General features: G+C 52.2%; 10 protein-coding genes. 4 read left to right on the top strand and 6 right to left on the bottom strand.

What is annotated here, in order from left to right:
• Positions 1-265 precede the first annotated feature (265 nt).
• Positions 266-850, bottom strand: a complete 585-nt coding sequence (locus QM579_RS12580) for a hypothetical protein (RefSeq protein WP_414999478.1) — start codon at positions 848-850, stop codon at positions 266-268.
• 459 nt (positions 851-1,309) lie between these two features.
• Here QM579_RS12580 and QM579_RS12575 point away from each other — a divergent pair, with 459 nt between their 5' ends.
• Positions 1,310-2,392: a glycosyltransferase family protein gene (locus QM579_RS12575; protein ID WP_414999477.1), complete on the top strand. Its 1,083-nt coding sequence runs from the start codon at positions 1,310-1,312 to the stop codon at positions 2,390-2,392.
• 52 nt (positions 2,393-2,444) lie between these two features.
• On the opposite strand, the gene QM579_RS12570 is transcribed toward QM579_RS12575, so the two are convergent.
• Both QM579_RS12570 and dnaE read right to left on the bottom strand, forming a co-directional pair.
• On the bottom strand, positions 2,445-3,596 hold the full coding sequence (locus QM579_RS12570) for a metallophosphoesterase (protein WP_414999476.1): 1,152 nt from the start codon (positions 3,594-3,596) through the stop codon (positions 2,445-2,447).
• Positions 3,597-3,609: 13 nt separating this feature from the next.
• Positions 3,610-7,092, bottom strand: a complete 3,483-nt coding sequence (dnaE, locus tag QM579_RS12565; protein ID WP_414999475.1) for a DNA polymerase III subunit alpha — start codon at positions 7,090-7,092, stop codon at positions 3,610-3,612.
• A 183-nt stretch (positions 7,093-7,275) separates the two neighbouring features.
• Between dnaE and QM579_RS12560 the strand changes: the two genes are divergently transcribed.
• Complete coding sequence (locus QM579_RS12560; RefSeq protein WP_414999474.1) at positions 7,276-8,091, top strand: HD domain-containing protein; 816 nt, start codon at positions 7,276-7,278, stop codon at positions 8,089-8,091.
• Between the two features lie 905 nt (positions 8,092-8,996).
• Here QM579_RS12560 and QM579_RS12555 read toward each other — a convergent pair.
• Positions 8,997-10,082, bottom strand: a complete 1,086-nt coding sequence (locus tag QM579_RS12555; protein WP_414999473.1) for a DUF3179 domain-containing protein — start codon at positions 10,080-10,082, stop codon at positions 8,997-8,999.
• Between the two features lie 233 nt (positions 10,083-10,315).
• Complete coding sequence (gene rfbD / locus QM579_RS12550; RefSeq protein WP_414999472.1) at positions 10,316-11,203, bottom strand: dTDP-4-dehydrorhamnose reductase; 888 nt, start codon at positions 11,201-11,203, stop codon at positions 10,316-10,318.
• 167 nt (positions 11,204-11,370) lie between these two features.
• Here rfbD and QM579_RS12545 point away from each other — a divergent pair, with 167 nt between their 5' ends.
• The gene (locus tag QM579_RS12545; protein ID WP_414999471.1) at positions 11,371-12,153 is read left to right on the top strand and encodes a sirohydrochlorin cobaltochelatase; all 783 of its coding nucleotides are present in this window, start codon (positions 11,371-11,373) and stop codon (positions 12,151-12,153) included.
• 8 nt (positions 12,154-12,161) lie between these two features.
• Positions 12,162-13,004, top strand: a complete 843-nt coding sequence (locus tag QM579_RS12540; RefSeq protein ID WP_414999470.1) for a hypothetical protein — start codon at positions 12,162-12,164, stop codon at positions 13,002-13,004.
• 149 nt (positions 13,005-13,153) lie between these two features.
• Here QM579_RS12540 and QM579_RS12535 read toward each other — a convergent pair whose 3' ends face one another.
• Positions 13,154-14,002, bottom strand: coding sequence for a menaquinone biosynthetic enzyme MqnA/MqnD family protein (locus tag QM579_RS12535; RefSeq protein ID WP_414999469.1), 849 nt, complete (start codon positions 14,000-14,002; stop codon positions 13,154-13,156).
• Positions 14,003-14,178 lie beyond the last annotated feature (176 nt).

The raw sequence follows: 14,178 nt of genomic DNA, 5'->3' as shown, positions 1-14,178 counted from the left end.
CGCCAGATGGCCGCCTTGAGCAGCTTCACGAGAAAGCCCCCGGAAGGGTGTATCCAGATGTAAATCGGCTGCGTGAATATAACGTATAACGTCCATGCTTGGCCTCATGGGAAAGTGATAATGAATAGGCGCTAAACTCTAGATTTTTTCTTGAAGCATGACAAGCTCACACAAGTATAAACTGACAGCGTTCGGTAAACGAAAATGCCCACCGTTGGCAGTCAGCTTTGAAGGCGCTGCAAAAGCAGTAATGTGTTAAGCTTTTTCAGTTAAGGCTGCGCAGGCGGATGCACTCATTTGCCAGGTGTATTAACTCCGCATTTTGGGGGGCTTCTTTTAGACCATTGCGAACATGTCCGAGCGCACGCACATATTCCCCCGCATTTATCATGGCAGTGGCCATCATCGCAAAGATGGCCAACTCATCCTTGTAAGACTTCATGGCTTCTGCAAAGCATGCATCTGCTTCTGAAGCGCGCCCCTCGGAAAGAAGTTTTTTGCCGTCCCGCAGGTTGCGGTCAATGCTAAGCTTGCGCTGCAGGGTTGTTTCGTAATCTTCCTGCTCTGCGCTACCTTTTACGTTTTGATAGGCATTAACCAAAGTTTGTAGCAAATCTTTTTCATTGCCGGGTTGGTAGCCCAGGCCTGCTGGCAGATAATCCTTCAGGTCTGGATCTCCTGTCAGTGCGACAATCGTGGTTCGCAAGTCGCCGCGCAGATCAGTAGGAGCCGGCTGTCCGCCCAAATCCTTCAAGGCCGATATGGTCAAGTAGAGGGCACGCGCAGGATCGCGGCGAGCGCTACTGGCTCTGGCACGGCCCAGGTCTTCCCGAATTTTACGGCTGTTCATTGCTACCTCATCTGGTCTATAATACAGGCTTAGAAAGTAGTAGTGGGTTGTTGGCAGTCAGACTGCCAGAACGATCAGCAAGCATGCGACCGTTGTCAGGATGCTAGATAATAAAAGCCTGTACCGTCAAGATGTTGCAGATGTGTGATAAAACTGTGCCATTGACGGTTGACCATACTGCTTGCTAACCTGCCCAATTGTGTGGCTGAGTAGGCATCGGTTTTGTTAAGAAAATTTAGAGCATTTAAAATTTGAAAAATTTTACATGCTCTAACGCTGCACGAGGGTATAGCGCGACGTTGGCGTGGATTCTGCTGAAGACTGCATTGTGGGGCAGAATGACAATTTTGAAATGAGTGGCATTTCAAAATTAATCTGCTCCAGAGCGCATACACATTTGGCCAGACGACGCTTGATCGGTCAGCTACAGACAATCTCACCAACTGGAAAAGGAATATTATGGCGCGTGTTCTTTATGGCATACACGGAACAGGGCATGGCCATGCTATGCGTGGACTGACCATCGCTCGCCGGTTGTCTCGCCACGAATTCCTTTTTATTGCTGACGACGATGCCCCAAAAATTCTCGAATCCGAGTTCCCGGTACGCCGCCTGCCCAATTTGGGCACGGTTTTTAAGAATTATAAAGTGGATTTGCCGGCGACCATCTCGAAGGCTCTGCCCATACTCTGGCACAGGCAACGCTATATTGATCAGGTCTCACGCTTGATTGACGAATTCAAACCTGATGTGTGCATGACTGATCTTGAGTATTTTGTGCCGCGGGCCGCAGAAAAAGCAGGTCTGCCCTGCCTGACTTTGGATCACCAGCATGTGATCACCTGCTGCCGTCATGACCTGCCCATGAATATGTGGTGGGACAGCTTTGTGCAAGGGCTGACGCCACGGTATCTTTTCCGCCCCACGGAAGAAAACCTTATCATTTCTTTCTATGCGCCGCCGGTGTTGCCTCAGTATAAAGCCCGGGTGGCTCCGCCCATTCTGCGCGACAGTGTCCTGGCCCTGAATCCGCGTGATGACGGACACGTGCTTGTGTACCAGAGCAACTCCACACATCGCAAACTGGTGGATTTTTTGCGCGCTGCTACCCGTAAAACCTGCTATGTCTTCGGCTATGACCGTACAGAAGGGCAAGAAGACAACGTTATTTTTATGCGCAAGAGTGAAGAGGGCTTTTTGCGCCTGCTTGAAGGGTGCTCTTACGTCATTCAGGGGGGCGGGCATACCCTCATGGGCGAAGCTCTGTATCTTGGCAAGCCAATTCTGACCCTGCCTCTTAAAGCAATGGTGGAGCAACGGTTCAACGCTCTGTACATTGATCGGCTTGGCTATGGCATGCAGGCTGATATGCTTACCCTTGAGCCTGAGCTGCTGCAACGCTTTGAAGCAAATCTGCCTGCGTACAAGGCCGCTATCGCAAAGGGTAATTTTTGCGGCAACGAAATCGTGTTTGGCCTCGTAGACCACTTTATTCGGCAAGGCTCTTTGCCAGTCACTGGAACGCCAGTAGTAGAAGAATAGGGAAAAAAACTTAAAGATAGAATTAAAGGCGGCCTGAGCCGCCTTTTTTCTACTATTGAGCAGTTTGCGTAAAGTGCACTTTGACAATAAGCACTTCCGCGCGCGAAGTATTACGCATGGGCGGCCCCCACGTGCCAACGCCTGCTGATACAACGGAGTGCAGCCCGTTTTTGATTAGTAGCCCCATCGGGTTCTCATACATACTCTCCACTACCCAATGAAAGGGCCAAAGCTGTCCAAAGTGGGTATGCCCGGAAAGTTCCAGCACCGCCCCGGCAGTGCGCGCTTCGTCCAGCATACTCGGTTGATGATCCATGACGAAAATGGGCAGGCTACGGTGCTCGTGAGGTATATCTGCGAGAATTTCAGGCAGGCTCTTTCGTGGTGTTCCCTCAAAAGCATGACGGCTCACGTCATCTCTACCCACGAGCACAAAGGCATTATCCAGAATATGCCACTGATCCCGCAACACCTGCATACCGCTGCGACGCAGAATATCCAGGCTGTCTTTGATGGAACCGGAAATATATTCATGATTGCCTGGCACAACCCAATGCCCCAGCCGAGGTTGCACGCGGGCCAGGGCTGCAGCCATACCTTCAACATCCACAAGAATATGGTCGTCAATAATATCGCCAACATACAGGACGGCATCCGGTTTGTAAGGCGCCAGTAAATCCATAGCACGTACAAGACGCGGAGCCGTGATGATGCGCCCCAAGTGCATGTCTGCCAACACACCCAATATCAGCGGAGATTGCGCATAAGCCTGAGGCACGGGGTCGTTGGTGCTTATGGTCAGATCGTATTGCCGAACTATAGGATTGGCGGCATTAAACCAGCTTGCGCAACCAATAACGAGGGGAAGACCCATGACAAGCAGGGCGGCTCCCCAACGCGGAGCAACGGGCGGGTCGGCCCACAAGCGGCTGGCCAACCCCCATATATCCATAATCAGAACCAGCATGAACACGTAGAAAAGCATGCCAAGCCAGAATGATCCTGCCCGCAGTAACCAAACTTCAACAGTTGAGTCACCCCCCAGCTTGTAAAGCAAAGGAAAGGAAACACCCAGTACAGCCACAACAAGGCAAAGCGTTGGACGCAACCAGCCCGTATGCTCAAGTGCACGCCATAGCCACCAGATGATCCAGCCGTTGAGAAGAGCCAGACCAAGGCCTGTCACTACAAAAAATTTCAGCATAAAAGATTGGGCCTCACGATGCCCATGCCGCAAGGGCCTTGTCCAACTCGGGGCCGGGGGTGACCTTGAGAGCATTGTCCAGATGCAGGTGGCAGACATGCCCATCCAGGCAGATCTGTGCGTGGGTCTCCACGGAGCCGGGATGCCCTTCAAGAATATTACGCAACGCCAGCAAATCTTCTTTGCTCATGCGGTGGGGGGGAATCTGTACGCACACCGGGGTGTCATTGAGGCCGCAACATTCAGCCATAAGCAGCAGGCTTTGCCCCAGCAGCTTGAGTTCACGGGGCGCATCTTCACCGTCTTCGTCTACATCCCGGTTGTCTTCCGGTTCTTTATCAAGCCGGGCGGTGAGGCAAAGGGGCTGTTCTGAGTGCAATAGCTGGCGGACTTCAGCGTAACTGCGAGGGAAAAAAGTTACCTCGCCATGACCGGTAAGGTCTTCAATGGCTGCGAAAGCCATGCGTTCACCTTTACTCTTGGTTATGACCTCGCGAACACTGGTCACCAGTACCGCGCAGCGTACCTCTGCGCCGGGGAACATTTCTCGTGCATCTTCAAGAGTTGTAAGGCCCAGGCGACGTATTTCACGTACATAAGGCTGCAAGGGATGGCTTGTAAGAAAGAAGCCCAAGGCCTCTTTTTCAGCGCGCAGCTTATCTTCATCCGGCATCTCAGGAAAATCTGCCTCTGGGCAGTCAAGCCCGACGCCTGGCTGTGGCGCGCTTTCCACAGCAGGAGCCATGGCCAGCAAGGAAACCTGATTGGAATTTTTATCTTTCGCTTTTTTCTGGGCGCGGGTGACCACGGCTTCAAGAGAAGCCAGCATGGCTGCGCGCGCCACGCCAAAGCAGTCGCAAGCCCCACCCTTGATAAGGGATTCCAGCACACGCTTGGTAACTTTGCGAAGGTTGACGCGGCAGCACAGGTCAAAAAGTGAAGCAAATTCTCCATCATCTTTGCGGGATTCGACCAGTTCGCGGATGGCTTCATCTCCCACGTTCTTGATGCCGCCCAGACCAAAGACCACTTTGCCCTCGTAAGCTGAAAATTCGCGTTGACTGCGGTTCACTGAGGGCTGCACGACATCAATACCCATATCCTTGCAGCAGGATACGTACTTGAGCAGTTTATCCTGATTACCCATTTCTGAAGTGAGCAGGGCGGCCATAAATTCAACTTTGTAGTGAACCTTGAGGTAGGCCGTATAGTATGAAATGAGGGCATAGGCGGCGGAGTGTGATTTGTTGAAGCCGTATTCCGCAAACTTTTCCATCAAGTCGAAGATTTCGTTGGCTTTTTCTTCGCTGATATTGTTCTTCGTGGCGCCAGCCACAAAGGTGACCCGCTCCTTGGCCATTGCTTCAGCTTTTTTCTTGCCCATAGCGCGGCGCAGAAGGTCGGCCCCGCCCAGCGTATAGCTGGCAATAATCTGGGCGATCTGCATGACCTGTTCCTGGTAAACAATAACGCCGTAAGTATCGCGCAGGCATTCAGTAAGCGAGTCGTGAGGGTAAATAACGGGCACCTGGCCGTGTTTTCGCTTGATGAACTCATCAACCATGCCAGAGCCAAGGGGACCCGGACGATATAGAGCCAGCATGGCGATAACGTCTTCAAAGCAGGTAGGCCGCAACATGCGCAAATACTGACGCATGCCAGAACTTTCAACCTGAAAAACCCCGTCGGTCTCGCCCCTGGCATAGAGATCATATGTTTCCGAGTCCGTCAGAGGGAGATCATCAAGATCTGGCGGCAGCTGGCCCTGAAGGCTGATGTTATCCAGAGTATCCTGAATAAGGGTCATGGTTTTGAGACCCAGAAAGTCGAATTTTACCAGCCCCGCCTTTTCTGTCATGGGGCCGTCAAACTGGGTAACAAGTTCCCCACGCTTGCCTAGATAAAGGGGCAAGTATTCTTCCATCGGCTTGTCAGACACCACAAGGCCGGCTGCATGTGTGGACGCGTGGCGCGCCAAACCTTCAAGACGGCGGGCTGTATCCAGCAGATGTTTGACCTGCGAGTCTTCAAAATAAAGTTTTTCCAGCTCTGGTTCGGCTTCAAGAGCTTTTTTGATAGTCATCTTGAGGTCGGCGGGCACCAGTTTGGCAATCCGGTCTGTTTCGGCGAAACTCATACCCAACGCGCGGCCTACGTCGCGAACCACGCCTTTGGCCTTCATAGTGCCAAACGTGGTAATCTGCGCGACAGAGCCTTCTCCGTAAGTCTCAACCATATGCTTGATGACATCACCGCGGCGACGCTCGCAGAAGTCGACGTCGATATCGGGCAGGGATACGCGTTCACTGTTCAAAAAGCGCTCGAACAGCAGATTGTAGGGAATAGGATCAAGGTTGGTGATGCGCAAGGCCCAGGCCACAAGTGACCCTGCGGCGGACCCGCGCCCCGGCCCCACAGGAATGCTGTTGTTCTTGGCCCAGTTGATAAATTCCTGCACGATGAGGAAATAGCCTGGAAAGCCCATTTCCAGGATAACGCGCAGTTCATACTGCAGGCGTTCATGATATAGTTCTGGATTGATGGAAGCCCGGTCAGGGTGCTTTTCCAGTCTTTTCTCTAGCCCATCTTCAGCCAGCCGGCGGAATTCAGATTCCATGCTGGCCCCTTCGGGCAACTGGTATACCGGGAAATAATGGTTACCGAAGTCCAGCGCTACATTGCACTCTTCTGCAATACGCATGGTATTGGACAGAGCTTCTGGCACATGACTGAAAGATTTTTCCATTTCTTCAATGGATTTATAATACAGCTCATGAGTGCCAAATTTCATACGCTTGGGATCATCCATCGTGGTCTGCGTCTGGATGCAGAGCAGGACCTCATGGGCTTCAGCGTCGTCGGCACTGAGATAGTGACAGTCGTTGGTGGCCACCAGCGGCAGGTTGCAGGTTTCAGCCAGCTCGATCAGGGCTGTGTTGGCTTTTTCCTGTTCTTTCAGGCCATTTGATTGAAGTTCAAGATAAAAACGGCCGGGATAGATGCTGGCATACTCGAGAGTGAGTTTTCTGGCCAGATCCATATCATCGGCCAAAATGGCGCGGGGAATTTCGCCAGCGATGCAGGCCGAAAGGCAGGTCAGCCCTTCGGAATATTTTCGTAAAAGAGCTTTGTCTACGCGTGGTTTATAGTAAAATCCTTCAAGAAAACCGTGGCTTACCAGTTTGACCAGATTATGGTACCCTGTTTTATTTTGCGCCAGCAAGATAAGATGATTACGCTTGCGAGCCAGAGGAGATTCGGTTTTTTTATCAGTATGGTCATGGCAAACGTACACTTCGCAGCCAAATATGGGTTTTACCCCGAAATCTTTGCAACCCTGATAGAAATAGGCTGCTCCAAAAAGATTGCCGTGGTCTGTAATGGCGCAGGCAGGCATGCCAAAATCTTTGGCTCGGGCGCATAGGTCCTTGATGCGTATGGCGCCGTCCAGAAGGCTATATTCGGTGTGGCAATGCAAATGAACGAAATCGGACATGAAAGCTCCGGGGAAGCACTAAACAGAGTGGATTTAAGCTGTGGGGCAGAAGCGCCGTATGCGCGCTGCGAGTTAGATCTTGAAGCATAACAAATGAGCCACCGCCTCTCAAGCAATAGATGGAAGGCTGATTCCCAAGGCTGAAACATTGCCTTGTGTGCCGCCTGGGAGTACACACGACCTATGGAAACAAACCTCGGAAGCGCCAGTTTTATTGGAGATCATGAAGAATGGTTCGCCGCTTATGCCGCCGGTCGCTGCGCTGTTGAAGCAGCCAAGCCCAATGGTGATGTTGGGCCAATGCATCTGAAAATCCGGCACAGTATGGCTGTTCTGAACAATGCCCGGTGTATGGTGGACAGCGAACGATTTTCTGCTGTTCAGGGGCGAATATGTCTTCTGGCTGCTTTATATCATGATGTGGGTCGGTTTGAGCAATATCTGCGTTTCCACACGTTCAAAGACAAAGAGTCATGCAACCACGGCCAGTTAGGACTACGCATTCTCAAGCAGGAAAAACGCCTGGACGGAGAAGATCCGTCGGTTCGTAAGGCAGTGCTGGGTGCCGTGGTCTTGCATAACCGTTTTGCTTTGCCAGAAGGCCTGCCGAAGGATATGACAATCGCAGCGCATGTTGTGCGCGATGCGGATAAGCTGGATATTCTGCGAGTGATGGATGAGCACCTGAAAGGCCCAAAACCCTATAACCCCACAGTCGTATTAAGCTTACCGGATGTTGCTGGTCTGTACAGCGAAGCGGTGATACAGGCTGCGTTTGAAGAACGCGTTGCAGCCTATGCTGACCTGCGCAGTGTTAATGATTTTCGTCTTCTACTGGGTACCTGGTTCTTTGATATGCACTTTGATTCGAGCCGCCGCCAGTTTGTGAAAGATGGGCATGCTCTGAACCTTCTACGCGGGTTGCCGGACGTTCCACCGTACAAGGCCGTTCGGCAGGGGCTGCTTGAAAAGCTTGGAGCGTTACGTGACACACCATAGTGCTGAAGCCGATGAGTAGTTCTGGGTACGTCTAAAGAGTGTTCTGAAGTTTCATCTTCTACACAAGCGAGTGAGCAGGTGTCTGTGCTATCAGAGAAAGAAGTTATGTCAGATCCTTTGTTGAGCCTGCCTGCATGTCCCCGGTTTTTCCCGTATGCCACGTTTGCTTCAAGAGTCCCTTGGCCTGACGACGTCCGTTCCGCCCCGCTTAATGTCGCTTTTGTGGACTTGCGACAGATGGCAGATTGCCCTGTTCCTCTCATACGCTTGGCCTACAGTTTTTTTTATCTCTCACTTCCACAAGCAGAAGCTCTTTTGAGGCTGGCAACCGCTGCTGCGCGTGAAGTGGTGGTGGTGGATTTCAAGTGCGCCGAACGAAATCTGGAGCTGCCTTGTGCTCTATTGGCGGCTTGCCTGCGTGGGGTTGGGCATACCCATGCTTCACAATTTATGCGTGCTGGAGGATTGGAGGGCTTGGTCTATCGTTTGGGGCTTACGGTTTCTGAACGTCAGAACCTTTTGGGCGGGGCAGCCGCAATATTACGGGTATCTGCGCTAAGCTGATTTTACTGATTATTAATGAAAAACATTAACTGTGTCTGATTGGCTTGGACCCGTTAGAAATTTTGCCAGATATTTTTATCTATTGTTGTTATTTTGTTAAAAATTATAAAATATATAGATAAGATACAAGGCTTTTTGATATGCACGGGCTTTGTCGTGCGCAAGGTTGAACAATCCAAGTACACAGCTTTACCGTAGTTTGAAGAGCTGTATTTGCAGCTCACGGAAACAGCTTCAAGAATAAAGCCTTACTCCGTTTTATGCCTTTCGGTGTAATGGAGCTGATATCAATCAAGCTTCGCGTGTTGTGGCTATGCTGCCAGAGCTGAACAGTCTGTAGATTATTGAGTTGCGGGTATGTTGGGGATGTCGGAAGTGGCTGGAGCCGCTGGAGCAAGACTGTCATTTCCCGGTGCGTTAGGGGAAAGCAGATTTTCTGGCACAACGCCTGGCCCAGGCACTGTGAACGTTTCCGGGTTAATGCTGTACCAGGCAAACCACATCGAATAACCCCCGAAGTACTCCGGCATTGATGCGCCCTTCATGTTACCTTCAATAGCATTGCCAGTAGAGGGATCCCAGACGCTACGGGTTCTCAGGTCCATAAGCTTGCCATAACGGCTGATGAACAAAAATGGTTCTGCCCATATTTGCCGATTGAACACGCGAACGACGTCCAGCTTTGGGTCATGGGCGGCCAAGAGGGCATTGGGCCCTACAAAAAAGTTCACAGCCCCCTTTTTTTTCACATAAGCTACGTCAATGGCCAGCAAGTAGCCTTCATATTCCAGACAAAGCATGTGCGCTTTACGCGGAAAGCGCTTATCCATATGCTGCACTGGGTATATGAGCCTGTCATTGTCGTAGTAGGTCCCCTTGCGCTGATAGTTGCCGTAGGGATCTCGCCCATAAGGGCGTGTGCCTGCGGGTTTGCCCATAACGGGCGCATTGGGGTAAACGCTTCGTGCCGCTCCCCAGGTTGTCCAGAATACCGGAACAGTGGGCATGCCCCGGCCCATAAGAGGACCCTCAAAGGCCATGCCAGTTTCTTGCAGCCATAGGCTGCCAGAGTTTCGGTCGATGAGCACGCTGTTTCCGTCGTAGAGACGGCCCTCGGAGTCAAAAATGAGGTTGAGACCCTCCATCGAGGCATTGTAAGCCATGAGCGTTCCGGTGGTCGGGCAATATGTAATGGCATAGGCCACATCATCCACCAGTTCATTGACGACCTGATGCCAGACCATGAAGCGCTGTGGGTAAATGTGCGGTCCATTGGGCAGCATGACAACAAAAACCACTTCCTCAGCGCTGGTATTGAGGTCTGCATCCATCACGCGATCGTAACGGGGCCTGTACAGCGAGGGAATTGCTCCGTACGCGACCCCTGTTTCCACCAGCTTACCTGTAATAGACGCCAGTTCTTGCATGCTTTTGGGACGAGCCTGAGCTTCAGGCGGCCACACAAGCAGAGTTAGCAGCGCAAGAAGCAATTGCGGAAAAATTCGCACAAAAGCAGAACACTTTCTGCCAGCAGAGGTTTTTCCCGGCTCAGTAGGACGTGTGCCTGATACAACGTGCGCTGCTGCCGCCTTTTGGGCGGCGGTCAACTGCAAGGTGTGCCCCTCAGTAGTTTTCAGCGGGCGTATATTCAGGCTTGTGATCAATGCAGATCCTTATCCTTTCGGTGAGTGGGGAGGTAGTCGCTATAAATATAGTCGCGCAGGGCCTGAGGCCAAGGGCGCGGTTTTTTGCCGAGAAATGCGCTCAACTTGCTGTTGTCCAGAACGGAAAATGCAGGGCGATGGGCTTTCTGCGGCCATTGAGCCGAATCAATGGGTACCACACGGCAGGAAGCTGCTGCCAGCGTTATGGCTTCGCAGGCCAATTCGCACCAGCTAGCCTGGCCGCTATTGACGGCATGCCATAAGCCAGTGGCTTGCTTTTCAGCCAGGGCCACGCTCCACTGCGCGAGATCCATACTGTAAGTAGGCGATCCCACCTGATCGTAAACCACATTGATGGCGTCGCGCTTTTCACAGGCGGCCACAATGGTGTCCACAAAATTTTTCCGGCCCGGGCCAAAAAGCCAAGCTGTTCGCAGTACGCTGGATCGTTCTGGCAGAACGCGAAGTACCGCCTGCTCACCCTCCAGCTTGGTACTGCCATACACTGACTGCGGGTGTGCTTCGTCTTCTTCGGTCAAAGGTGTTTCGCCATGACCCGAAAAAACAAAATCAGTACTGTAATGGACCAGATGTCCATTGTCGAGACCTCGAAGGATATGCGCCAGGGCATCCGGCAAGGCTCGATTGAGCTCACGTGCGCTGGGGGAGTCGTCTTCAGCAGCATCCACAGCAGTGTAGCCCACTGCATTAAAAACTACGTCAGCGTTGGCTGCATGCAGGCGCGATTGCAAAAAATTGAAATCCAATACATTGCCATCCTGCCGCCCCAACGTCTCAACTTGCCAGCCCCGTGCCATGAGTACATGCACAAGAGCCTGACCCAGCAGACCGGTTGCGCCCCCTAAAATCAGCGCCTTTGCCATTTAAACCCTCCCAGGCGCATACTCCATTTTTACCGAGAGTATGCGATCCCATAATTGTGGGTACTCTATCTTTGTGCGGCACACTGGTCAATATGGAACGCATACTGGTAATTCTGCAGCAGTTGCCTCCTTGCCACCATAGTGCAACTAACGTACAAATAAGCCCTATGAGACGTGCGATATTACTGGTAGCTTTCGGCGCAAGCAGCGCTCAGGGGCAAAATGCCCTTAAAAATTTTGACTCTCTGGTACGCCAACGCTACCCGGGAATTCCTGTGCGCTGGGCCTACACCTCACTTTTATTGCGCGAGCGCCTGGCACAGGCCCGGCAGAAAAGTGATTCTGTACGTAAGGCTTTGCAACGTTTCAGCTTTGAACGGTTCACGCATGTGGCTGTGCAGCCTTTACAAACCATCTCCGGGCGCGAACACGGCGAAGTGTGCGCAGCTGTCGACGAGGCTGTGGCGCAGGATAACCTGTGTTGCCAGGTAGGCGTGCCATTATTGACTACAGAAGAAGACTTGCATGCAGCCGCTCAGGCTGTGTTGCGCCACCTGCCCGTAGAGCGCACCGCTCATGAAGATGTAATTTTTATGGGGCATGGGGCGGAGCACCACGCTGTGGGTCGCTATGCCGACCTTGCGGAGGCTGTTTTTAAGCTCGATTCCAAAGTGCATATTGGCGCTATGAACGGGGCGGTACTGCTTGATGATATTTTACCCCGGCTTACTTCTGAGCGCGTGTGGCTCATGCCCTTGCTTTCTGTGGTGGGCAACCACGCTCTCAAGGATATGGCAGGGCAGGGTGACCAATCCTGGCGCAGCCGCGTGGAAGCCCTGGGGTGCCAGTGCATACCAGTGTTGAAAGGTACGGCGGAATACGCCGGTTTTGCTGAAATATGGCTGCGGCATCTCGATAGCGCCGCCCAATCTTGCTTTGAATTTGCATGAGGTGATCTATGCGCGGAATATTGATGGCTTCGTTGCTTTTTGCCGTGATGCTCTCTGGCTGCGGAGCTGCCAGCGGCGGTGACAGCAGACCCAGTGGGGCTGTGAACCTGTCGGGCTCAGTACAAAACGGCAATGCAAACCAGTATAACCCCTACATGCATCAAAACACGCCCAATCTTCGATCCAATACGCCTGACGGATCTGCTATGCTCAACAAGCTGGGCGGCAATGTGCCGACGATCGAAGGCGAAGCCGGGCATAGGCCGCAGTGGAAAAACGAGATTTATCCCGTGGTGTTTGGTAATGCCGCTGCGCCGCACGAAATCCTTGTTGTGCTTGATTTTGCTGCGCCGCAGAGTGAGAAGGTCTGGCAGGCAGTTGTGGAGGCCAGCCGTTCGCTTTCGCCCCAGCAGTGTAAAATAGCCGTTTTTGCCAACAGCAAAGAATACTATGGCACCGATCTTATGGGACTTGCCATCTGGATCAGCCATTCCCGGCCTGGGCAGGCGATGCCATATATGACTTATGCTCTTGGGCAGTGGAACAAGATCAAGGCCGAGCAAAAGAGTACGCGTGGCCGCGCTGTTCCTTTCCAGAACGAATACGATGCTACAGTCAAGAGCACAGATTACCCCATCCATTACAGCTACTTCTCACAGTTGCGCCCTCCCGTTCCCGCTAGCCAGGAATTAAGCGTGGCCAAGTATTGCTATGATGCGGGCAACGTGAACCTTTACCAGGCAGAGCAGATCAGCAAGTATTATGGAATCAAAAACCTGCCAGCTGTCATTGTGAACGGGCAGCTTCTTTCCTCTGTATCAGCCGGAAGTATCTTGAAGGCGTTGCAGTAGAGCATTTGAACTTTGAAAAATTTAGCCCTAGCGTTGGTCAGAAGGGCAGTGCGCGATAACGTTTCAAGGCATTAACTGATTCGGTTAACTACAGTTTTTAGTAACAAAAACCCCGCTCAATAGAGCGGGGTTTTTGCTGTTTGTAAGCGTTATAATTTGAAAAATTCCAAAGGCGGAGCAGCGGGTATCATTTGAGCAGCGGCCAGCTTTTCGTAAAAAAGTTTCAGACCGCTCTGTTCTTCTTCCCCAAGGCTGTAAACAAGGCCCTTGCTGTAATAGAGAGCCAATTCGTCTCTGCTAAGGGGGCAGCCATGCCCCGTAAGATCAAGTATTACATCCATGTGGGCCAGCCCCCAGTCCCGTCCCTGACGCAAAAGTGCGCCTGGATCCGTTGTAAAGAAGCCTGCGTCAGCAGCGGATCTGCTCACAACCCACAGGCCGAAGATAAAGGGCAAACCCGTCCAGTCACGCCATGCTTCAGCAAGATCAAGGCGATATGGGTATTCGGCGTGATTGCGCAAGCGCAAGGCCTCATCGCCGATAGCCAAAAAAGCCACGGGAGGTTTTTCGCCTCGCAGGGCTGGAGTCACCTGTCCCGTGCTGTAAGTAACCTCGAGTTTGTAGCGATCGCGCATAAGCAGGCGAAGCAGCGCCACAGAGGTATGCGTTTCCCCGCTGATCAGAATTTCCTGACCATCCAGCTGATCCAGCGGGACACGGGAAAGTAGTAGTACACTCATGACAGGGCCACGTGAACCGATGGAAAGGTCATCCACAAGATAGTACCGTTCAGGGCGGCATGCATATTCGAAGCAGGACGTGGAAGAAACGTGCAGTTCTCCCCGGGCCATCATGTTATTGAGCAGGGCTGGCGGACCGGAGACCAGTTCAAAGTCGTGCGGCAGAATGCCCGCTTCCAGCGGATGATAGATAGGAAGAACATTGAGATAGCCGATTCGGCCCATACGCAAGGTGGGCTTTTGTGTTGAACTGGTCATGGCGACAATCTTGTTTGGAGGGTGTGTGTTGTTTGCCTGACATGAAAAGTGGAAGAGCGGCCTTCCCGGTTTGGGCATTCTGACATTGGTGGAGGGGGCTTGGCGGGAGCCAAACCGTCCGTAGCAACACAGCGCAACCCACCTGAAAAGCGCATCTAGAGCAGAATGCCAACGTA

This window comes from Desulfovibrio sp. (assembly GCF_047607245.1).
In the GTDB taxonomy this organism is placed as follows: domain Bacteria; phylum Desulfobacterota; class Desulfovibrionia; order Desulfovibrionales; family Desulfovibrionaceae; genus Desulfovibrio.
This window is presented reverse-complemented; position numbering and strand designations above follow the sequence as displayed.